At 71.9% G+C, this 19706-nt stretch carries 21 protein-coding genes; 10 read left to right on the top strand and 11 right to left on the bottom strand.

Translation table 11 applies throughout. From position 1 onward, the window contains the following. Positions 1-9: 9 nt before the first annotated feature. Both ACZ6JE_RS04410 and ACZ6JE_RS04405 read left to right on the top strand, forming a co-directional pair. Positions 10-210: a hypothetical protein gene (locus ACZ6JE_RS04410; RefSeq protein WP_464318294.1), complete on the top strand. Its 201-nt coding sequence runs from the start codon at positions 10-12 to the stop codon at positions 208-210. 178 nt (positions 211-388) lie between these two features. Beyond that, a complete protein-coding gene (locus ACZ6JE_RS04405; protein WP_464318293.1) occupies positions 389-802 on the top strand; it encodes an SRPBCC family protein in 414 nt (137 codons plus the stop codon). A 119-nt stretch (positions 803-921) separates the two neighbouring features. Here ACZ6JE_RS04405 and ACZ6JE_RS04400 read toward each other — a convergent pair whose 3' ends face one another. From ACZ6JE_RS04400 to ACZ6JE_RS04380, 5 genes are all read right to left on the bottom strand, one after another. Continuing rightward, on the bottom strand, positions 922-1602 hold the full coding sequence (locus ACZ6JE_RS04400; RefSeq protein WP_463462803.1) for a cation efflux transmembrane domain-containing protein: 681 nt from the start codon (positions 1600-1602) through the stop codon (positions 922-924). Then, complete coding sequence (gene cmtR / locus ACZ6JE_RS04395; protein WP_464318292.1) at positions 1599-1952, bottom strand: Cd(II)/Pb(II)-sensing metalloregulatory transcriptional regulator CmtR; 354 nt, start codon at positions 1950-1952, stop codon at positions 1599-1601. Before cmtR ends, ACZ6JE_RS04400 begins: the two co-directional genes overlap by 4 nt. A 39-nt stretch (positions 1953-1991) precedes the next feature. Continuing rightward, complete coding sequence (locus ACZ6JE_RS04390; protein ID WP_464318291.1) at positions 1992-3191, bottom strand: AAA family ATPase; 1200 nt, start codon at positions 3189-3191, stop codon at positions 1992-1994. A gap of 139 nt (positions 3192-3330) precedes the next feature. Further along, positions 3331-4566 carry a chromate efflux transporter gene (gene chrA, locus ACZ6JE_RS04385; RefSeq protein WP_464318290.1) on the bottom strand — a complete coding sequence of 412 codons (1236 nt, stop codon included), beginning with the start codon at positions 4564-4566 and terminating at the stop codon, positions 3331-3333. Between the two features lie 62 nt (positions 4567-4628). Beyond that, the gene (locus tag ACZ6JE_RS04380; RefSeq protein ID WP_464318289.1) at positions 4629-5774 is read right to left on the bottom strand and encodes a glycerol dehydrogenase; all 1146 of its coding nucleotides are present in this window, start codon (positions 5772-5774) and stop codon (positions 4629-4631) included. Between the two features lie 107 nt (positions 5775-5881). Between ACZ6JE_RS04380 and ACZ6JE_RS04375 the strand changes: the two genes are divergently transcribed. Beyond that, complete coding sequence (locus ACZ6JE_RS04375) at positions 5882-6838, top strand: alpha/beta hydrolase fold domain-containing protein (RefSeq protein WP_464318288.1); 957 nt, start codon at positions 5882-5884, stop codon at positions 6836-6838. Between the two features lie 8 nt (positions 6839-6846). On the opposite strand, the gene cls is transcribed toward ACZ6JE_RS04375, so the two are convergent. Further along, positions 6847-8316 carry a cardiolipin synthase gene (cls, locus tag ACZ6JE_RS04370; protein ID WP_192060233.1) on the bottom strand — a complete coding sequence of 490 codons (1470 nt, stop codon included), beginning with the start codon at positions 8314-8316 and terminating at the stop codon, positions 6847-6849. Between the two features lie 153 nt (positions 8317-8469). Here cls and ACZ6JE_RS04365 point away from each other — a divergent pair, with 153 nt between their 5' ends. Both ACZ6JE_RS04365 and ACZ6JE_RS04360 read left to right on the top strand, forming a co-directional pair. Next, the gene (locus ACZ6JE_RS04365) at positions 8470-9195 is read left to right on the top strand and encodes a TetR/AcrR family transcriptional regulator (RefSeq protein ID WP_464318287.1); all 726 of its coding nucleotides are present in this window, start codon (positions 8470-8472) and stop codon (positions 9193-9195) included. Positions 9196-9202: 7 nt separating this feature from the next. Then, positions 9203-10969 (top strand): MDR family MFS transporter, encoded by a 1767-nt coding sequence (locus tag ACZ6JE_RS04360; RefSeq protein ID WP_464318286.1) that lies wholly within the window; start codon positions 9203-9205, stop codon positions 10967-10969. Here the strand turns inward: ACZ6JE_RS04360 and ACZ6JE_RS04355 are convergent. Next, positions 10966-11901 (bottom strand): LysR family transcriptional regulator ArgP, encoded by a 936-nt coding sequence (locus ACZ6JE_RS04355; RefSeq protein WP_464318285.1) that lies wholly within the window; start codon positions 11899-11901, stop codon positions 10966-10968. The genes ACZ6JE_RS04360 and ACZ6JE_RS04355 overlap by 4 nt on opposite strands. A gap of 27 nt (positions 11902-11928) precedes the next feature. Between ACZ6JE_RS04355 and ACZ6JE_RS04350 the strand changes: the two genes are divergently transcribed. After that, on the top strand, positions 11929-12630 hold the full coding sequence (locus tag ACZ6JE_RS04350) for a LysE/ArgO family amino acid transporter (protein WP_464318284.1): 702 nt from the start codon (positions 11929-11931) through the stop codon (positions 12628-12630). A 629-nt stretch (positions 12631-13259) separates the two neighbouring features. After that, positions 13260-13766, top strand: a complete 507-nt coding sequence (locus tag ACZ6JE_RS04345; RefSeq protein WP_464318283.1) for a hypothetical protein — start codon at positions 13260-13262, stop codon at positions 13764-13766. 173 nt (positions 13767-13939) lie between these two features. On the opposite strand, the gene ACZ6JE_RS04340 is transcribed toward ACZ6JE_RS04345, so the two are convergent. The 3 genes from ACZ6JE_RS04340 to ACZ6JE_RS04330 form a co-directional block, all read right to left on the bottom strand. Further along, positions 13940-14572, bottom strand: a complete 633-nt coding sequence (locus ACZ6JE_RS04340; RefSeq protein WP_192060238.1) for a Pr6Pr family membrane protein — start codon at positions 14570-14572, stop codon at positions 13940-13942. Between the two features lie 88 nt (positions 14573-14660). Next, positions 14661-15692 carry a Gfo/Idh/MocA family protein gene (locus ACZ6JE_RS04335; RefSeq protein WP_243214055.1) on the bottom strand — a complete coding sequence of 344 codons (1032 nt, stop codon included), beginning with the start codon at positions 15690-15692 and terminating at the stop codon, positions 14661-14663. 77 nt (positions 15693-15769) lie between these two features. Next, positions 15770-16609: a helix-turn-helix transcriptional regulator gene (locus ACZ6JE_RS04330; protein ID WP_243214054.1), complete on the bottom strand. Its 840-nt coding sequence runs from the start codon at positions 16607-16609 to the stop codon at positions 15770-15772. 126 nt (positions 16610-16735) lie between these two features. Here ACZ6JE_RS04330 and ACZ6JE_RS04325 point away from each other — a divergent pair, with 126 nt between their 5' ends. From ACZ6JE_RS04325 to ACZ6JE_RS04315, 3 genes are all read left to right on the top strand, one after another. Further along, on the top strand, positions 16736-17482 hold the full coding sequence (locus ACZ6JE_RS04325; RefSeq protein WP_464318282.1) for an SDR family oxidoreductase: 747 nt from the start codon (positions 16736-16738) through the stop codon (positions 17480-17482). 94 nt (positions 17483-17576) lie between these two features. Next, positions 17577-17810 (top strand): hypothetical protein, encoded by a 234-nt coding sequence (locus ACZ6JE_RS04320; protein ID WP_320479992.1) that lies wholly within the window; start codon positions 17577-17579, stop codon positions 17808-17810. A 163-nt stretch (positions 17811-17973) separates the two neighbouring features. Then, on the top strand, positions 17974-18576 hold the full coding sequence (locus tag ACZ6JE_RS04315) for a GIY-YIG nuclease family protein (protein ID WP_464318281.1): 603 nt from the start codon (positions 17974-17976) through the stop codon (positions 18574-18576). Between the two features lie 43 nt (positions 18577-18619). On the opposite strand, the gene ACZ6JE_RS04310 is transcribed toward ACZ6JE_RS04315, so the two are convergent. Beyond that, positions 18620-19654: a zinc-ribbon domain-containing protein gene (locus ACZ6JE_RS04310; RefSeq protein WP_464318280.1), complete on the bottom strand. Its 1035-nt coding sequence runs from the start codon at positions 19652-19654 to the stop codon at positions 18620-18622. Positions 19655-19706: the final 52 nt, after the last annotated feature.

Below are 19706 nucleotides of genomic sequence, written 5' to 3'. Positions count from 1 at the left end.
CGTAGAACCATGGATACCGACGGCGGCCAGAGCACGAAGCGGTCCGTGGCCCTGTTCCTGCTGATCGTCGCGTCGCTCGTGGCCATAGCTGCAGTGACACTGCTCGTGATCGATCCCTCTCGCACGAGCATGTACTTCACATTGGTCGGCGCACTCATCACGATCCATCTCAACGCGCGTGTCCTCAAGGGCGATCCGACCGCCCGGTAGGCGGAGTCCGCCGTCTCGAGGCGGATGGGTGTCGCGCTGGTGCTCGTCGCCGCAGGAGGCACGACCCTGTCGCTGCGCGGAGCGAGCGTCCGTTAGATGCAGGGGAGGGGCGCTCGCCACCCGAGGTCCCGACGGTGACGGGTGTCCGGCCGGTGCGATTCGCTGCTAGCTTCCGGGCATGACCTGGCCCGCCGTCCACATCTCGCGCTCGCTCGACCACGACGTCGCGACCGTGTCCCGCGTCGCCGGGGACCCTGCGAACCTCCCTGCGTGGGCGGCCGGTCTCAGCACCGGGATCCGTCAGGAGGACGGGCGGTGGATCACGGACTCGCCCCTGGGCGTCGTCGAGGTGACCTTCACCGGGCCGGTGGAGCTGGGGATCCTCGACCATGACGTGACCCTGCCCGACGGATCGGTGGTGCGGAACCCCTTCCGCATCGTCGCCAACGACGAGGGCAGCGAGGCCGTCTTCACCCTCTTCCGCCGTGACGGCATGTCGGAGGCGCAGTTCAAGGCCGATGCCGACGCGGTCCGCCGAGACCTCGACCAGCTCGCGGCGCTGCTCGCCGAGCGTTTCCCGCCCGCCCGGTAGACGATCGCCGGCCGAGTGGCGCGCTCTCATCCGGGTGTGTCGAGGCGGCCGATTCGGCCCGTCGAGTGTGCGTCGGGACCGTGCCGACCTCGCTCGCCGTGACGAGACGCGTCGTCAGGTCAGCAGCAGTCGCACGCCTCGACCTGGCGCTCGCCCGTCAGGGCCGAGACGGGCGTCTTGCAGGCGTCGCCGCGCCAGGCCTCGAGTCCTTCGCGCACGGCGAACACGACGATGACGAGCCCCGCCACGGGGTCTGCCCAGGTCCACCCGAACGCGAGATTGAGCACGAGGCCGACGAGGACGGCGGCGGACAGGTACGAGCAGATGAGGGTCTGCTTCGAGTCGGCCACCGCCGATGCGGAGCCGAGCTCGGTGCCGGTGCGGCGCTCGATCAGGCTCAGGAACGGCATGACCGCCAGGCTCACCGCAGCCAGCACGATGCCCACGGGGGAGTGGTCGGGCTCTCGGATGCCGGTGAGGGCCAGCATGGCGTCGACGGACACGTAGGCGGCCAGGCCGAAGAACGACACGGCGATGACGCGCAGCGCGAGCCGTTCCCGCTTCTCCGGTTCGGGGGCGGCGAACTGCCACGCGATCGCGGCGGCCGACAGCACCTCCACGATCGAATCGAGGCCGAACCCGATCAGGGCGGTCGAGGAGGCGACGGTGCCGGCGGTGATCGCGACGATGGCCTCGATCACGTTGTACGTGATCGTGACGGCGACGATGAGTCTGATCCGGCGCTGCAGCAGGAGGCGGCGGGCCGGAACGAGGAGGCGCGGGTCGGCCGTCATGCTCATGCGCCCGTCCCGCAGCAGAGAGGGACGTCGCAGGCGTCGTCCGTGCAGGGCTCACCGTCGTCGACGGCGAGCACGACGTCGACCAGAGCGGTCAGCGACCTCGTGAGGTGAGAGTCGGCGATCTCGTAGCGGGTGGATCGCCCCTCGGGGACGGCGACCACGATTCCGCAGCCGCGGAGGCAGGACAGATGGTTGGAGACGTTCGAGCGCGTGAGGCCGAGTCGGTCGGCCAGCGCACCGGGATAGCCGGGCTCGTCGAGGAGGTGGAGCAGGATGCGCGCTCGGGTCGGATCGGCCATGGCGCGCCCGAGGCGGTTCATGACATCGACACGCGACGAAAGGGTCAGCATGCGCTGACTATACAGTCGACGCTGACTGGACGAGGTCGGTCAGCGGGCGCGGCCCGTTCGTCGGCGGACGTAGTCCGCGAAGCCGGGCACGGAGAACTCGAGCTCGCCGTAGACGGGCGCGTGGATGATGCCCTTGCGGATGATGCGATCGCGGGTGGTCGCGACCTGCGTCAGCGACTTGCCGAGCTCGGCCGCCACCGCTCCGGACTGGACCCGAGGCGAGACGCTCGGCCGGGGACGGGCGTCGTGCCCACCGTCGGGCGACGCGTCGGCCACGGCGACCATGGTGTCGACGTACTCGCGTTCGCGCTCGGAGAGCCGGTCGTAGCGCGCGGAGTACAGCCCCGCGTCGAGCTGCCGCTGCACGGCCGGGATGGCCGCGTCGACGTGAGTCGACTCGATCCGAGCGGCGCCGGCGGCGGACGTCCACGACTCGCTCGCGTAGAGCTGGAGGAAGTAGGGGTACCGATCGGCGAGCTCGAGGACCCGCTCGAGCGCATCGTCGTCCCAGATGGTGCCGAGGTCGAAGGCGGGATCGGTGACGGCCGCGCGTGCGTCGGACTCGCCCAACCTGTCGATCACCTCGAAGCGGAACCGCTCGGCGTAGGTGTTCGCCTTCGACAGCTCGGCGGCGAGATACGGCAGCCCGGCCCCGATGAGCACGATCGGTTCGTCCTTGAGCGCCGACAGGGCCTGGACGAGGACGGCGATGTCCCGTTTACGGAAGACCTGCAGCTCGTCGATCAGCAGGGCCACGCCGACCCCGTTCTGACTGGCGTCCCGACCGAGCAGTCGGAGGAACCGGACCAGTTCGGGGAACGGGTCGGAGTCCTCGCGTCGAGGTGCCGCAGCGTCGACGGCGAAGGTGAAGCCGGTCGGCCCCAGCGACAGCTTCATGCCCCCGATCGAGTGCGCCCCCGAGGACAGCGCCTTCCGGAGCCGGCCCTGCGTGAGGTCGGCGCTGTCGCGGACGATGGATCTCACGGCGACACCCGGTTCGACGTCGCGCCGCACCTCGTAGTAGCCGGCGAGCCAGCCTCTCGAGCGGAGCACGGCGCCGACCTCCTGGAGGAGCGACGTCTTGCCCACCCCTCGGAGGCCGGTGAACACGACGGGGTTCGACGAGCGGCCCGCCTCGATGAGCTCGCCGAGAGAGCCGACCACCGCCAGCTGAGACTCCCGACCTATCAGTGTGGGCGGTCGGGTGCCGGCGCCGGGCGTGTAGGGGTTGAGGGTCACGGAGCCTCCTGAGCTGATTTGCTATAATATAGCAAATCATCACACTACTCTCGGGGCAGTCGTTCGCGAGCGGCTCGCAGGCCGACAGGTCCGCACCGAGCACCACACGATCTCCGCCCGGGCGCACGGCGCATCGAAGTCAGCCGGCGCCGGGTGTCGATGCGAGCCCGGTCAGCAGCACACCGCCCACGGCGGCGATCATCACGACGGCCCACGCCGGCACCCGCCAGACGACCAGCAGCACGAAGCAGACCAGGGCCAGGCAGAAGGCGCCGACGTCGGTCACCGCTGTGACGAACACCGGGTCGTAGAGCGCCGCGGCCAGCAGCCCGACGACGGCCGCGTTCGCCCCGCGGAGGAGCGCGCCGACGAGCCGACGACCCCGCAGCGCGTCCCAGAACGGCAGCACGCCCGCCAGCAGCAGCAGCCCCGGTGCGAAGATCGCGAGCGTGGCCAGCACGGCGCCGAGCGCGCCTCCCGGCCCGAGATCGGCGACGGCCCCGAGGAACGTCGCGAAGGTGAAGAGCGGACCGGGCACCGCCTGCGCCACCCCGTAGCCGGTCAGGAAGACGCCGTCGTCGACCCAGCCGGGCTCGACCAGCCCCGCGTGCAGCAGCGGCAGCACGACGTGACCGCCACCGAAGACGAGCGCCCCCGCCCGGTAGAAGATGTCGATCAGAGCTATCGTCTCGGACCGCGTCGCGGCGGCCAGCACGGGCAGCCCGGCGAGGAGGGCGACGAAGAGACTCAGGCAGACCGCACCCGCCCGCCGACCGATCGGGAACGGCGCGGACCCGACCCGCGCCTCCTCGTCCGACCGGCAGAAGAGCAGCCCTCCTGCGAGCCCGACCGCGATCGCGACCAGCTGCCCGGCCGGACCGGTCAGCGCGAGGGCGGCGACCGCGGCGACGACGGCGAGGGAGGCGCGGGTCGGGTCGGGCGCCAGCGACCGCGCCATCCCCGTCACGGCGTGGGCCACGACCGCCACCGCGCCGATGGTCAGTCCCCTCACGACGGCCGAGCCCACGGGCCCGTCGAGCGCCCCGAGGCCGAGCGCCACCGCGAACATCAGCAGGGCCGATGGCAGGGTGAACGCGACGAACGCCGCCAGCGCGCCGAGTGGACCGGCCCGCAGCAGGCCCAGCCCGAAGCCGACCTGGCTCGACGCCGGCCCGGGCAGGAACTGCGCCAGCGCGACCAGCTCGCCGTACCGCCCGTCGGCGAGCCAGCGCCGCCGCTCGACCAGCTCGGAGCGGAAGTACCCGAGATGCGCGACCGGCCCGCCGAACGACGTCAGCCCGAGCAGAGAGAAGACCCGGGCGACCTCGAGGGGGTGCCCTCGGTCGCCCGGGTCTGCGCTGTCACGTCTCGTCACGGGGTCATGATGTCAAACGCCGGTGACGCGTCGGTGCCTCGCCGGCCCGACGCCGCGTCGATTCAGTGCCCGGCGACGTACAGCTCGGGCTCGGGCAGCCCCTTCGCCGCGCGGATCGACCGCGACAGGCGCTCGATCGACACGAGCGCGGCGACCACGTCGGCGGACGTCACCGGGAACGGCATGTTGTGGATGGTCTCCGTCTCGACGGTCGCGGCCTCGGCCACGGCGGTCAGCTCGTCGAGGTCGTCCACCGTCAGTCCGATCTCGGTCAGCGTGTTCGGCAGACCGACGCGGGTGGTGAACTCGACGAAGTCCTCGATCTCGTCGCGGGGCGCCCCCTCGAGCACGAGCTGCGCCATCGAGCCGATGTTGACCTTCTGCCCGTGCGTCAGCCCGTGGGTCTGCGGCGCCGCGGTCAGGCCGTTGTGGATGGCGTGCGCGGCGGCGAGTCCGCCCGACTCGAACCCCAGACCCGACAGCAGCGTGTTGGCCTCGACGAGGGCCTCGAGGGCGGGCGTGACGACGCCGTCCTCCGCCGCGGCGAGGGCGGAGAAGGCGTTCTCGTGGATGATCCGCCACGACAGCTCGGCGAGCGCCGTGCCGGCCTGCGTCGGGAGGCCGCCGGCCATCGTGGTCGCGTGCGAGCGGGCCGAGGCGCGGGCCTCGAGCCACGTGGCGAGGGCGTCGCCGATCCCCGCGACGAGGAACTTGACGGGCGCGTTCGCGACGAGCTGCGTGTCGATCAGCACGAGGTCGGGGTTCCGCGGGAAGAACCGGTACTCGATGAACTCGCCCTCGTCGGTGTAGACGACGGCGAGCGCCGAGGTCGGCGCGTCGGTGGAGGCGACCGTGGGCACGCTGACCCAGCGGATGCCGGCGAGGTGCCCGGCGGCCTTGGCGGCGTCGATGGCGCTGCCGCCGCCGATCGCGACGACGACGTCGGCGGACGTCCCTCGGATGGTCTCGACGAGCTCGTCGATCGAGGCGGGTGTCGCGAAGCGACCGAATCCGACGCGCTCGATGCGCAGGTCGGCCGACTCGAAGCTGGTGGTGACCGACTGCTCGACGAGACCCCAGACGACGTCGTCCGACACGATCAGCGGCTTCGAGCCGATCGGGGCGACGAACTCGCCGAGCCGGGTGATGGCGTCCTTGCCCTGGACGTAGCGGGCGGGGCTCATGACGGTGCGGATGGGAGTGGTCATCGTGCGGTCCTCTCTGGTGGTGCGTGTCGTCCCGACGGTACGCGCGCCTCCTCCGTGGCCCCTCCGTGCCCGCGTCACGGCCGGGGTGCGCGGGGTACGGTCGGCGCATGAGCACCCGCGGCCGTCGCCCAGCCCCCTCGTCCGACCTCCGTGCGACGGTGCCGACGGCGGCGAGTCTCGTCGTTCCGCAGTCGGTGGTGGTGGGGTTCCTGCGTCTCACGGCGGCGAACCGGACCTTCGTCAGCGCGGCGGGCGCCCGTCGTCGCATCCGTGCGCGGTCGCTGCGTCCTGCGCCGTTCGGCCCGCCGAGCGCCCTGCGGTCGGACGTCCGCGTCGACGTCGAGCAGCGCTCCGGCTGGCCGGTGTACCGCGTCTCACGCCGCGACGGCGCGTCGCGCGGCACCGTGGTCTACGCCCACGGCGGCGGCTGGGTCGGCGAGATCGTGTCGCAGCACTGGCATCTCGCCGCGCAGATCGCGGCCGACGCGAGCACCACGGTCGTGCTCCCGATCTACCCCCTCGTCCCGTTCGGGACCGCCGAGGAGGCGCGGGTCGGCATCGTCGACCTCGTCACCACGGCGGATGGTCCCGTGGCTCTCGCGGGGGACTCCGCCGGCGGTCAGATCGTCCTCTCGGCGGCGTTGTCGCTGCGCGACGAGGGCGTCGTCGTGCCTCGGACGGTGCTGATCGCCCCCGCGCTCGACCTCACCTGGAGCAACCCGCGGATCCCCGTGGTCCAGCCGAGCGACCCGTGGCTCGGCACCCCGGGCGGTCGGGTGCTGTCCGAGCACTGGCGGGGCGGTCTCGACCTGCGCGACCCCACGGTCAGCCCGCTGTTCGGCGATCTCGCCGGGCTGGGTGCGCTGACCGTGTTCTCGGGGACGCGCGACGTCCTGAATCCCGACGCGCACCTCCTGCGCGACCGTGCTCGCACCGCGGGGGTCGACCTCGACTGGCACGAGGGTCGGGGGCGGATCCACGCGTACCCGCTGCTGCCGACACGGGCCGGCAGGGAGGCGCGGGTCGAGATCGTGCGGACGCTCCGGGAGACCCTCGCCGGGTGAGCCGCGGCCTACTGGACGGCGGCCGTGAGCCGGGCGACGTTGTCCAGCACCTGCAGCCCGGCGGGTCGTGACAGCCAGGCGGCGAGGGTGAGCTCGTGCGACCGCGAACGGTAGTCGTCCTCGATGAGACGCACCTCGTCGACGAAGCCCGACCCGCGCACCATCAGCGAGACCTCGAAGTTGAGGCTGAACGAGCGCATGTCCATGTTGCTCGACCCGATGACGGCCACGTCGTCGTCGACCGTGAAGTGCTTCGAGTGCAGCACGGTCGGCTTCTCGTAGAGGAAGATGCGGACGCCCGCACGAAGCAGCGTCTCGTAGTACGAGCGCTGCGCGTGGTAGACCATGAACTGGTCGGCCACCTCGCAGGCGAACAGCTGCACGTCGACGCCCCGCTCGGCCGCCGTGGTGATCGCGTAGAGCATCGACTCGTCGGGCACGAAGTACGGGCTGGCGATGATCAGGCGCTCCTGGGCGCCGTAGACGAGCGCGTTGAAGAGGCGCAGGTTGTTCTCGCCGTCGAACCCGGGGCCGCTCGGCACGACCTGGCACTCGATGGTGTCCGGGCCCGTGCGCTGCTCGACGATCGGCTCGGCCTCCGCGTCGGTCGGCAGCTCGTCGGTCTCGCTGTACCAGTCGGTGATGAAGAGGGCGTTGAGGCCGATGGCGGCGGGCCCGTCGAGTCGCACCATGAGGTCCTTCCACTGCAGGCCCCGGCGCATGTTGCCCCGCTTGTTGTAGCTCGGGTCGATCATGTTCTGCGACCCGGTGAAAGCCACGTGACCGTCGACCACGACGATCTTGCGGTGGTTGCGGAGGTCGGGACGCCGCCACATGCCCTTCGTCGGGTGGAACGGCAGCATCTCCTCGAAGCGGATGCCGGCGTCGCGCAGCCAGCGGCGGGTGACTCGGCCCTGGGGGTTGCGGATGGTCGCCCAGTGGTCGTAGAGCACCCGCACCTTGACCCCGCGGTCGTGGGCGCGCTTCAGCGCGTCGAAGAAGAGGTAGGTCGTCTCGTCGCGGGTGAGGATGTAGAACTCGACGTGCACGTAGCGCTCGGCGTCGTCGACCGCCGCGGTCATCGCGGCCACCGAGTCGGCGTAGTCGGGCAGCAGCGTCGCGGTGTTGCCCGGGATGAGCGGCATGGCGCCGAGCGTGCGGTTCAGCTGCACGACGGTGCCGAACCACGGCGGCTGGGTGACCGTGGGCACCCGCGAGTCGAGACCCTGCGTGTTCTCGAGGATGAGGCTGTTGATCTCGCGCTGCTTGTCGCGGCGGTCCTGTGGCAGCTTCGTCGAGCCGATCAGCCCGAAGAGGACGCTGCCGGGGATGGGCGCGACGAAGATCGCCATCAGCCACGCCATCGCCGAGCTCGGGCGCCGATTGCGGGGGACGAGCACCACGGCCACCACGCGGATGACGATGTCGACGACGAGCACGACGGTCGGGAAGGCCTTGAGGACTCTGCGCCAGGTCATGCGTCGATCCTCGCAGGCCCGGAGGTCCGGCGCGTCTGCCTGGCCGACTTCGGCTGTTGCACTCTGGCGCCCAGAGTGCAATAGTGCATCTCGGGCATTCCGCCCTCGGCACCGTCGCCGCACCATCGGGACGACGATCGAGCAGGAGGCGCGATGACCGACACGAGCACCGGGGCCGCCCCCGAGACGATCGGCAAGACGGCCCTCCGGCGGGTCCGCGTCCGGGCCGAGCTGATCGCCGAGGCCCGCCGACGGACGGCGGCCGACGGGCTGGCCGGCTTCACCCTCGACGAGCTGTGCGCCACCGTGGGCATCTCGCGTCGCACGTTCTTCAACCACTTCGCCTCGAAGGACGACGTCGTCGTGGGCACGGCCATCGACGACGACGACCACGCCCTCGAGGCGTACGCCGCCTCGTCACGCGACCCGCGCCTCCTGCCGCTCGAGACCGTGTTCGACGACCTGTCGCGCCTGATCGTGGCCCGGATCGAGCAGGTCGGGCTGACACGCGAGCGCGCCGCGGCCTTCCGCGCCGTGCTCGAGCGCGAGCCCAGGCTCTTCGCCGCGATCATGCGCCAGGGCGACGAGCAGAAGCGCCGGGTGATCGCCGCCATCGCCCGCCACGAGGGGCTCCCGGTCGACGACCCGCGCGTCGACGCCGCGTTCACGCTCGCCACCGCGCTGACCCAGCGCGCCGTCGAGCAGTTCTTCTTCGAGCTCGACGCCCCGTCGCGCCGGTTCGACGACGTCCTCGCGAGCTGGTTCGACCTCGCCCGCGATCTGCTCGCCGTCTCGAGCGCGACGGCCGCCGCGAGCCCCGCCGCGACCCCCATCACGACCCCCGCCATCACCGAACCGTCCGACCGAGAGGCCCGTTGAGTCGACCATGACCACGCCCACCACCGCCACCGCCACGAAGGGCGACGCGCCGTTCCTCCTCACCAAGAGGCGGATCTGGATCATCTTCGGCGCCCTCATCTCGGGCATGCTGCTCTCGAGCCTCGACCAGACCATCGTGTCGACCGCCATGCCGACCATCGTCGGCGAGCTCGGCGGCGTCGAGCACCAGGCCTGGATCACCACCGCCTACCTGCTCGCCACGACGATCGTCATGCCGATCTACGGCAAGTTCGGCGACGTGCTCGGTCGACGCAATCTGTTCCTGGCGGCCATCGCGATCTTCACGCTCGCCAGCATCGGCTGCGCCTTCGCCGACGACTTCTGGATGTTCGTGGTCTTCCGCGCCATCCAGGGGCTCGGCGGCGGCGGGCTGATGATCCTGTCGCAGGCCATCATCGCCGACATCGTGCCCGCCTCCGAGCGCGGCAGGTACCTCGGCCCGCTCGGTGCCGTCTTCGGCCTCTCGGCCATCGGCGGCCCGCTGCTCGGCGGCTTCTTCGTCGACCACCTCACGTGGCAGTGGGCGTTCTACATCAACATCCCGGTCGGCGTCGCCGCGTTCATCATCGCGTGGATGGCGCTCACCCTGCCCGGGAAGAAGGCCACCAAGCGGATCGACGTGCTCGGCGTCGTGCTGCTGTCGGCGGCGACCACGTGCCTCATCTTCTTCACCGAGTTCGGCGGTCAGGCCGACCACGGCTGGGGCGCCGGCGAGACCTGGCTCTGGGGCGCGGGCGTGCTCGTCGCCGTCGGGCTGTTCGTGTTCGTCGAGTCGCGTGCCGACGACCCGATCATCCCGCTGTCGTTCTTCCGCAACAAGGTGTTCGTGCTCGCCACGGGCATCGGCTTCGTGCTCGGCATCGGCATGTTCTCGGCGATCGCCTTCGTCCCGACGTTCCTGCAGATGTCGTCCGGCGCCTCCGCGGCGGTGTCGGGACTCCTGCTGCTGCCGATGATGGCGGGTCTGATCGGCACGTCGATCCTCTCGGGCAACCTGATCTCCAAGACCGGCCGATACCGCATCTTCCCGATCGTCGGCACGATCCTCACGGGCATCGCCATGCTGCTCTTCACGACTCTGACGGCCGACACCCCGCTGCCGCTGATCTGCGTGTTCCTGTTCGTCTTCGGCGCGGGGCTCGGCCTCATCATGCAGGTCGTGGTGCTCGTCGTGCAGAACTCGGTCGACGCCGCGAACGTCGGCACCGCGACCAGCACGAACAACTACTTCCGCGAGGTCGGGGCGGCGCTCGGCGTCGCGGTCTTCGGCGCCATGTTCACCAGCCGCCTGACCTCGAACCTGACGACGGTCTTCACCGACGCGGGGGCGTCGCCGAGCGATGCATCGTCCGCGACGGCGACCCTCGACCCGGCCGCGCTCAACGAGCTGCCCGAGGCCATCCGCCGCCTCGTCGTCGAGGCCTACGCCGACTCGCTCGCGCCGGTGTTCGCGTACCTGGTGCCGTTCATCGCGGTGGCGCTGATCCTGGCGCTGTTCCTGCCGCAGATCGCGCTGAGCGACGTGGCCGGGATGGTCGCGCGGGGCGAGGCCGTCTCGGGGGACGAAGCGGAGGAGCTGGAGGCGGCGAGCCGCGGTCGCTCGACACCTGCGCCGTCGGCCGCGACGTCTGCCGCGACCTCCGCCGCCGGCGAGTCGGCCACGGCCGCCGCGGTTGCGTCGGGTGCGCCCGTGGTGCCGCCGGCCGATGCGGATGCCGACACCGCGCCTCCTCGGGAGCCCCGCGGCGACTAGGCGCCGCTGCGTCCGGCGGGGCGCGGACCGCCCGACATCGGGTGCAGTCTGCGCCCCGCCGTCCGCAGGACCGCCTCCGTCACGGCGTCGAGCAGGGGCGACCCGAGCGTCCAGCGCTGCCAGAACAGCGTGACGTCGACGGGGGAGTCGGGGGCGAGCTCGACTAGACGGCCCGCCTCGATCTCGGGCCGCGCCTGCTCCTCGGGCAGCATGCTCCATCCGAGTCCGAGCACGGTCGCCCTCGCGAAGTCGGCCGAGGCGGGCACATGGTGGCGAGGCGCGCGGGCGTCTCGCCCGGTGACGCGTCGGACGAACTCGTGCTGCAGCGTGTCCGTCCGATCGAAGACGACCATCGGCACCCGGTCGACGATATCCAGGTCGACTCGGCCGTCGAACCGGCGCTCGACGAAGGCGGGGCTCGCCACGGCGCGGTAGCGCATGACGCCGAGCGGTTCGACGACGCAGCCCTGCACGGGCGCCCGGGTCGCAGTGACCGCGGCCAGCACGTCGCCCGACCGGAGCAGCGCCGAGGTGTGCTCCTGGTCGGCGCGGCGGAGGTCGAACACCACCGGATGACTCGCCGCCACGTCCGCCAGCGCGTCGAGGAACCACGTCGCCGACGAATCGGCGTTGACGGCGATCGGCAGGGTGGACGGTCCGTGGTCGGTGCCCGCGCCTCCCAGCTCGGAGGCGACGTCGGCGGACAGCAGGTCGATCTGCCGGGCGAGGCGGAGCACGACGTCCCCCGCCGGGGTCGTCGCGACCGGGCTCGTCCGTCGGAGGAGCACCGCGCCGGCCGTCGTCTCGAGCAGCTTGATGCGCTGCGAGACCGCCGACTGGGTCATGTGCAGTCGCTGAGCCGCCGCCTCGAACGTGCCCTCGTCGACGATCGTCCGCAGGGTGTCGAGCTGATCGAGGGTGAACCGGGCCATGAGCTGAGCTTATGCGCCATCGAGAACATGAGCTGGAGAGATGCCGAAGGGGCCCGTACCGTCGACGTCGTGCACCTAGAGACCAGCCTTCCGATCGCCCTCCTCGGCTTCGGCACCAGCCTCGCCCTCATCGTCGCCATCGGTGCGCAGAACGCGTACGTGCTGCGGGTCGGTCTGACCGGGGTGACCCGCGTGGTCGTGCCCGTCGTGGTGGTCTGCGCGGTCAGCGACGCCGTGCTGATCAGCGCCGGAGTGGCCGGCGTCGGCGCCCTCATCACGGCCGTGCCCGAGGTCGTCGTCGTGGTGCGACTCGTGGGTGCCGGGTTCCTCCTGGTGTACGCGGCGTTCGCGGCGGTCCGCGCGCTGCGGCCGGTGGGTGCGCTGGTCCCCGTCGCCGCCCCGGGCGGTGCTGACGGTCGCCAGCCGGTACAGACGGTCCGCGTCTCGACGGCCGTGCTGACGGCCCTCGCCTTCACCTGGTTGAACCCCCACACCTATCTCGACACGATCGTCTTCCTCGGTTCGGTGGCGAATCAGCAGCCGGGGGAGCTCCGCTGGTGGTTCGCGGCGGGTGCGGTGGTGGGCAGTCTCGTCTGGTTCTCGGCCCTCGGATTCGGCTCGCGCCTCCTGCGTCCCGTCTTCGCGAGGCCCGGGGCCTGGCGGGTGCTCGACGCCATCATCGCGGTGGTGATGACCGTGCTCGGTCTGCGCCTCCTCCTCGGCGCCTGACCCCGCCCCGCTCCGCCCCACTGGCTATGGGGTTGATGAGTCACAACACGCCGCGCCCCCGGACGCCCCCACGGCGTGTCGTGACTCCTCGTCGCCAAAGCTCGCCCCTGCTCACCCCTGCACAGATGCCGCGCATCCTGTCCTCTGCACAGGTCGCCCCGAGCAACCCCCAGGCGCGGTGCCAGTAGCGCGACCCTGTCCGCATGCCTCCACCCGAGCCCCTGCCCGCCGCCCTCGTCGGCCGCCCGTTCTCAGTCACGGAAGGCCGGGCGCTCGGGATCGGCCTCGCTCGACTTCGGCGGAGCGACCTCGTGACTCCGCACTGGGGCGTGCGCGCCTGGTCCGGCGGCGTCGCACTCGACGACCGGTGTCGCGCGCTCGCCCCCGCCCTGGGCCACGGCACCGCGTTCAGCCACCTGACCGCCTTGGCCCTCTGGGGGCTGCCTCTCCCGCGAGGGCACGATCCCGCGCGGGGCCCGCTGCATGTCGTGTCCCCGCGAGGCAGACGTGTTCGGCGACCAGGAGTCGTCGGGCACACGGCGACGGCGGCACGCCTCGGACCCTCGGTCGATCTCAGGGGGCTGCCGATCGTCGATCCCGTCACGGCGTGGTCGCAGTCCGCGGCCTCGATGACGCTGGACGACGTGGTCACGATCGCCGACGCCCTGATGGGGAGGTGGTCGACGCATCCGCAGGCGAGAGAGCTGGACCGGGAGGTGCTCTCGTCCGCGATCAGGGCAGGCGGTAGACGGCGCGGGGCGACGACGGCGCGTTCGGCGCTCGAGTTGGCGGTGCCGAATGTCTGGTCGCCTCGCGAGACCGACCTGCGACTGCTCCTCGTGCGTGCGGGGATCACCGGCTTGTCGGTCAATGAGCCCGTCCACGACTCCGACGGGCGGCTCATCGGGTACGTCGACGTCGCTCATCTCGGGGCCAAGGTCGCGCTCGAATACCAGGGAGACCACCACCGCACCGATCGCTTCACGTACCGCGACGACATACGGCGCCGCGAGGCGTTCGAGGACGCCGGCTGGCGGCAGGTCCAGGCGACGGACGACGATCTGGGACCTCTCGCCGACGCCTTCGTAGCTCGCGTCAGGCGCCTGATAACCGAGCGCGGGGTCGATGAGTCATGACACGCCGCGGCTCCGTGAGTCCTGCGGCGTGTCTCGACTCATCGACCGGACTGCGAGCGCCCAGCCCCCAGCCCCCACCCTCCATGAGTCGCAACACGCCGCGCCCGCAGACGGACCCGCGGCGTGTTCCGACTCATCGACCCCTCATGGGCCCCGAGGAGGCGCGGGTCGACTCAGCCGCGCCGCGTCGACTTCCAGAGACGGCCGGCCAGGCGCCCCACCGCGACGAGGGCGAACGACAGCGCGATGAGGGCGAGCAGAAGCACCCCGACGTAGATCGCCACGCCACCCGCGCCGCCCTGGGCCGCCGGGTCGTAGAACGGGTACGGGTAGAAGCCGATGAGGGCCCCGCGCACGATCGTGTAGACGCTGTAGACCACCGGGGTCACGAGGCCGACCAGGGCGGCCGACCAGGGGAGTCGTCGACCGGCCGGCAGCACGAGCCAGTCGATCAGCGCGGCCACGGGCACGAGCATGTGCACGACCACGTTCACCCACGGGATGACTCCGCCCCCGACGCCGGCGAGCAGCAGGTTGAAGACGAGACCGACGAACACCATGTTGACGACGTTGACGAGTCGCACGGTGTCCCAGGCGCGACTGCCGGGTCTCCGTCGCAGGGTGCGCACCGCCCCGACGGTGAAGACGACCACGGCGAACAGATTGCTGAGGTTCGTGTAGTACGAGAAGAAGTTGACGATGCCGTAGTCGTTCGTCAGGGTGACGCCGAACTGCGTGCCGACGGCCGCGAGGCCGAGCACGGCGAGGACGAGTCGGAAGGGGACCATCAGCCGGGCGCGCGTCATGGCGACAGCCTACTGAGCGGTGCTCCGGTAGCCGCTCTCGGCCACGAGCCGCCGATGCCGTCGAGCAGGCGCGCCCCGCCGCTCCCGCTCAGACGTCGTCGACGACGGTCAAGGAGGCGCGGGCCGCCTCGATCGTCGACAGGATCGACCTCGAGTCGGCCAGCGAGTGCAGGGGCGAGTCGCGGAGTCCGGCGTCGACGAACGAGGCGAGTGCCGCGGCCTGGTAGGCGAGCCCCTGGCGTCCGGTCGGCACGGACGGGTCGTCCCAGATCGCCGTGCCGCTCGCCGTGGTGAGCTCGAACGAGGTCGGGAAGACGAGGTTCCGCAGGGTGCGGAGCGACCCGCCCGACCCCAGCACGGCTCCGATGCCCGGCGATGTGGCCCGCAGGCTCGTGGCCGCCGTCGCGAGCACCCCGTCGGCCGTGCGCGTGACGACGGCCGCGTCGAGGTCGACGCCGTCGGCTCGGGTCGACCCCGAGGCCCGCCGTTCGACGGGGTGGCCGGTGGCGAACTGGGTGAACCAGAACGCGTACACGCCGATGTCGAGCAGCGCCCCGCCGCCGAGGGCGGGGTCGGTCATGCGGCCGGGCGCCGAGAGGTCGTTCGCCCACGCGACGTCGGCCGTCGCGAGACGCACGTCGCCGATCGCGCCGTCGGCGAGGAGGCGCGCCATCACCGTCGTGTGGGGCAGGTAGCGCGTCCAGAGCGCCTCCATGGCGAGCACCCCGGCGTCGCTCGCGGCGGCCCCGATGAGGTCGGCCTCCGCCGGAGTCGTCGCGAGCGGCTTCTCGATCAGCACGTGCTTGCCGGCGGCGATGGCGATCAGCGCGTCGGGCAGGTGCCGGGTGTGAGGAGTCGCGACGTAGACGACGTCGACGTCGGGGGAGGCCGCCATCGCCTCCGCGCTGTCGAAGGCGGACCCGACGCCGTGTGCTCGGGCGAACGCCTCGGCCCGCTCGAGGCTGCGCGACGCGACGGCCACCACCCGCTGATCGGTGTGCGCATGCAGGGCGTCGGTGAAGTCGCCGGCGATCTCGCCGGGGCCGATGACCCCCCAGCGCAGAGTCGGCCCCCCGCGAAGGGGCGTGTGCGTCGCAGTGGGGAATGCTGGTGCGGGCATGGCTGCTCCTCGGGCTCACGTCGTCGTGCGCCCATCATGCCGTGCCCCGCGCCGTCGCCGGCGGACGCCCCGCCTCCTCACTCCACGAAGCGCTGGCTGCCGATCACCCCGAGCAGTCGCAGCTTCTCGGCGTCCGGCGACCCGGGGCGGGCGGTCAGCACGAGCAGGGTCTGCGACTGATCCTCCGTGAAGAGCGCCTGGCAGTCGACCTCGATGAGCCCGAGCTCGGGGTGCACGAGGGTCTTGCGGTCGTCGAAGCGCTGGTGCACCTCGTGCCGCCGCCACAGCGCGGCGAACTCGTCGCTCGCGTCCAGCAGCGCCTCCACGAGCTCGCGGGGTCGGCCGCCGCCGCCCGCCATGCTCAGGGCGGCACGCAGACCCGACGCCTGCAGCGCGAGCTGGTGCTCATGGTCGTCGGCGGGGTAGGAGGCGCGCTCGGCCGGATCGGTGAACCACCGGTAGAACGCGCTGCGGGCCAGCCCCTCGTGCCGACGCTGATCACCGAGCAGGGCCACCGCGAGCGGGTTCTGCGCCAACGTCTCGGCGAGGTCGCTCAGCACGAGCGCCGGGGTGTCGTCGAGCCGGTCGAGCACCCGCAGCAGGGCCGGGCTGACGTGCTCCCCGCCCCTGGTGCGACGCGGCGGATGGTGCCCGGTCAGCCGGTAGAGGTGGTCGCGCTCGTCCAGACCGAGGCGCAGTCCGCGGGTCAGGGCGATCAGCATCTGCTCGGAGGGCTGGGGCCCGCGCTGCTGCTCCAACCGGGCGTAGTAGTCGGTCGACATGCCGACCAGCGCGGCGACCTCCTCCCGGCGGAGACCGGCGGTGCGCCGACGCTCTCCGTCGGGCAGACCGACGTCGGAGGGGCGGAGCGACTCGCGTCGGTGACGCAGGAAGTCGGCGAGCTCGGCACGGTCCATGCCGCCATGCTGTCAGCCCCGGTGGCGCCCGACCAGGGAGCGTCGATCCCTGGACAGGCGCGCTCTGCCGCGCCGCGCCTCCTCGGGCGAGGGTGGTGTCACATCCATTACGAGTAGGAGCACCTCATGAAGATCAGCGGCAACACCGTGTTCATCCCCGGCGGCACGTCGGGCATCGGTCTGGGGCTGGCGCTCCGGCTGCAGGCGGCGGGCAACACCGTCGTCGTGGCGGGCCGCCGTGCCGCGCTGCTCGACGAGATCGTGCGCGACCACCCCGGCATCGAGTCGATCGTGCTCGACACCACCGACCCGGAGGCCGTGGTCGCGGTCTCGCGCGAGGCGCAGCGGCGCTGGCCCGAGACGAACGTCGTCGTCGCGATGGCCGGCATCATGCTGCCGGAGGACGTCACGACCGCCGCGTTCGTCGAGACGGCCGAGGCGACGGTCACGACCAATCTGCTCGGGCCCATCCGACTGCTCGCCGCCTGGACCGAGCATCTGCAGGCGCGACCCGCGGCGGCGTTCGTCACGGTGTCGTCGGGGCTCGCGAGCGTGCCCCTGCCGATGACGCCGACCTACAACGCGACCAAGGCGGCGATCCACTCGCTGAGCGAGGGCATCCGCGTCCAGTTCGCCGACACGTCCGTGCAGATCGTCGAGCTCGTACCACCGGCGGTGCAGACCACCCTGCTCGGTCAGCAGGACGACCCCTCGGCCATGCCGCTCGACGAGTACCTCGACGAGACGATGATGCTGCTCGAGTCGCAGCCCGACGCCCACGAGATCCTCGTCGAGCGGGTCGGGTTCCTCCGTCATGCCGAGGCCGAGGGGCGCTACGCCGATGTGCTCGCGTTGCTGAGCGGCACGCACTGAGCGGCGTGCACTGAGCGGCACGCACTGAGCGGTGTGCGCGGAGCGGTGTGCACGGATCGGCACGCCCACCGGGCGGCACCCGTAGTCTGTCGGCATGAGCGGATGGGGCGAATGGGGCACAGTGGTGCTCGCGGTGGTGGCCGTGGCCGTCTACGCGGCGATCGTGCTGAGCATCGTGCGGGCCGTCCGGCGACGAGCCGACACGACAGCGCTCGAGCAGACCATCTGGACCATCGCCGTCGTGCTGTTCCCGATCGGCGCCGGGGCCGTCTGGCTGCTGCTCGGGCCGCACCCGCTCGGACTCCGCGTCGACCGAGAGCTCGACTGACCGCTCGACCGCGAGCTCGACCGGCAGCTCGACCGCGAGCTCGACCGGCAGCTCGACTGACGGCTCGGTCGGCAGCTCGACCGGCAGCGCGACCGCGACCACGACCCCGATCGACCCGCGGCCTCGGCGGCCGACTGTCGGTGGCCCCGCCTATCGTGCCGACATGGACACCTCCGAGCTCGGACCCGTCGACACCTGCCGAGGAGGCGCGGGTCGACCCGCCGAAGCACGCTGCGATCACCCCGTGGTCGCCGGCAGCCCCGTCGCCCTCTGTGAATGCCATCTGGTCGTCGCGACCGAGTGGGCGGCTGCCCGCGCCGCCGTCGTCGACGGCGCGACCGACCTCCTGCCCTCGCCCTGCGCGGCCTGCGGGTCGCGGCTCGGCGTGCACTGGCCGTCGGGGTGGCTCTGCGCCGTGTGCGAGTGGCGGCAGGGTGACGTGCCCGACCGCGACCTCGCGCCTCCTCGGGTCGACGTCGTCTACTACATCCGCTTCGACGACCGGATCAAGATCGGCACGACGGCCAACCCCCGGCAGCGTCTCGGGCGCCTCTGGCATCACGAGGTCCTCGCGTTCGAGCGCGGCGACCGGGGTGTCGAGCGCCGTCGCCACGAGCAGTTCGGTGCCTGGCGGTTCGGACGCACCGAGTGGTTCGCTGTCAACGAGGTGCTCGACGTGCACGTGGCGACCCTCGCCGCCGGCACGGACGACCCGTGGAGTCGACACGCCCGCTGGACGAGCGAGGCGCTCGCGCTGCAGGGCTGAGACGCTGCAGGGCTGAGACGCGCAGGGCTGAGGCGCGCAGGAGTCACCCCCTCAGGTAGGCGTCGACGAACAGCGACCCGCGGATGACCCGCAGCTCGTCGAGCAGTCTCGGCACCGTCTGGCGGGTGAACCCCGACAGCTGCAGATCGTGGGGGCCGAGCATCGGCAACCTGCCCGTCCTCAGCCGGACGACCTGCCAGCCCGCCGCCCGCAGCGCCGCGTCCTTGCGGCGGTCGGCGACCTCGCGCCGGCCGACGTGCTCGAGTCCGTGCCGGCCGGTGGAGTCGTACTCGATCGCGACCCGCAGCTCGGAGAGGACGATGTCGGGCCACACCTCGACGTGGTCGAAGAACGGCCGACCCACGCGCACGGCGTTCAGTCCCGGTTCGAACTCGAGCCGGGCGGTCAGCTCGGCCCGCAGCTCGGCCTCCACCGCCGAGGCCGGTCTCGGCGCGCAGACGCTGACGAACGGGGTGCCGGTCGGCACGGCGGGGGTCTTGTCGCAGATCGGCTGGGAGGCGCGGGTGGGCTTCGCCCGTCGAACCGCGGTCGGGCGCACCGGCGGATCGGCGCGCACCGGCGGATCCGAACGCACGGGCGGATCCGGACGCACGGGGGGAGCGGGGCGCACGGGCGCGAGCTCGGCCGGCGGCGGCCCCGCCGTCTGCGCGACGCGAGGCGACCCGACCACCGGCGCCGCGCCTCCCAGGCTCGCCGCCTGCTCCCGTACGGCGGCTGCCGGTGCCATCGGCGGTCGCATCGGCAGAGCCCGCGGCTTCGCCTGCTCGCTGCAGTCGGGGCACCACGACGAGCGGCGCCGTTCGCGCCCCGGTCGGTTCCGCTGCTCGTCGGGAGTGGCCACGAACAGGTGCCCGGCGTCGCACAGCCAGCAGAGGTACACGTCGGCGGCGGGCGGGATCTGACTGAGCACGATGCCGCCGTTGTGCTCGGGTCGGTACTGCCGCACGAGCACCGGGAACGACGCCCACGCCTCGCGGTACGCCCCCACCGCGTAGGGCACGGCGAGCCCGCGCGACGTCCGCCGTCGCGCCCACCAGCTGTCCATCGGCTCAGGCACGCTGCCACGCTAGAAGCGACCACCGACATCCGAGGGCACGCCGGTGGCCCCC

The sequence above is a fragment of the Frigoribacterium sp. AC759 genome (assembly GCF_979256015.1).
This window is presented reverse-complemented; position numbering and strand designations above follow the sequence as displayed.

Coding starts and splice junctions, on each gene's coding strand:
- ACZ6JE_RS04410 (WP_464318294.1), top strand. CDS start 10: ATGGATACCGACGGCGGCCAGAGCACGAAGCGGTCCGTGGCCCTGTTC.
- ACZ6JE_RS04405 (WP_464318293.1), top strand. CDS start 389: ATGACCTGGCCCGCCGTCCACATCTCGCGCTCGCTCGACCACGACGTC.
- ACZ6JE_RS04400 (WP_463462803.1), bottom strand. CDS start 1,602: ATGAGCATGACGGCCGACCCGCGCCTCCTCGTTCCGGCCCGCCGCCTC.
- cmtR (WP_464318292.1), bottom strand. CDS start 1,952: ATGCTGACCCTTTCGTCGCGTGTCGATGTCATGAACCGCCTCGGGCGC.
- ACZ6JE_RS04380 (WP_464318289.1), bottom strand. CDS start 5,774: ATGACCACTCCCATCCGCACCGTCATGAGCCCCGCCCGCTACGTCCAG.
- ACZ6JE_RS04375 (WP_464318288.1), top strand. CDS start 5,882: ATGAGCACCCGCGGCCGTCGCCCAGCCCCCTCGTCCGACCTCCGTGCG.
- cls (WP_192060233.1), bottom strand. CDS start 8,316: ATGACCTGGCGCAGAGTCCTCAAGGCCTTCCCGACCGTCGTGCTCGTC.
- ACZ6JE_RS04365 (WP_464318287.1), top strand. CDS start 8,470: ATGACCGACACGAGCACCGGGGCCGCCCCCGAGACGATCGGCAAGACG.
- ACZ6JE_RS04360 (WP_464318286.1), top strand. CDS start 9,203: ATGACCACGCCCACCACCGCCACCGCCACGAAGGGCGACGCGCCGTTC.
- ACZ6JE_RS04355 (WP_464318285.1), bottom strand. CDS start 11,901: ATGGCCCGGTTCACCCTCGATCAGCTCGACACCCTGCGGACGATCGTC.
- ACZ6JE_RS04350 (WP_464318284.1), top strand. CDS start 11,929: ATGAGCTGGAGAGATGCCGAAGGGGCCCGTACCGTCGACGTCGTGCAC.
- ACZ6JE_RS04345 (WP_464318283.1), top strand. CDS start 13,260: ATGACGCTGGACGACGTGGTCACGATCGCCGACGCCCTGATGGGGAGG.
- ACZ6JE_RS04340 (WP_192060238.1), bottom strand. CDS start 14,572: ATGACGCGCGCCCGGCTGATGGTCCCCTTCCGACTCGTCCTCGCCGTG.
- ACZ6JE_RS04335 (WP_243214055.1), bottom strand. CDS start 15,692: ATGCCCGCACCAGCATTCCCCACTGCGACGCACACGCCCCTTCGCGGG.
- ACZ6JE_RS04330 (WP_243214054.1), bottom strand. CDS start 16,609: ATGGACCGTGCCGAGCTCGCCGACTTCCTGCGTCACCGACGCGAGTCG.
- ACZ6JE_RS04325 (WP_464318282.1), top strand. CDS start 16,736: ATGAAGATCAGCGGCAACACCGTGTTCATCCCCGGCGGCACGTCGGGC.
- ACZ6JE_RS04320 (WP_320479992.1), top strand. CDS start 17,577: ATGAGCGGATGGGGCGAATGGGGCACAGTGGTGCTCGCGGTGGTGGCC.
- ACZ6JE_RS04315 (WP_464318281.1), top strand. CDS start 17,974: ATGGACACCTCCGAGCTCGGACCCGTCGACACCTGCCGAGGAGGCGCG.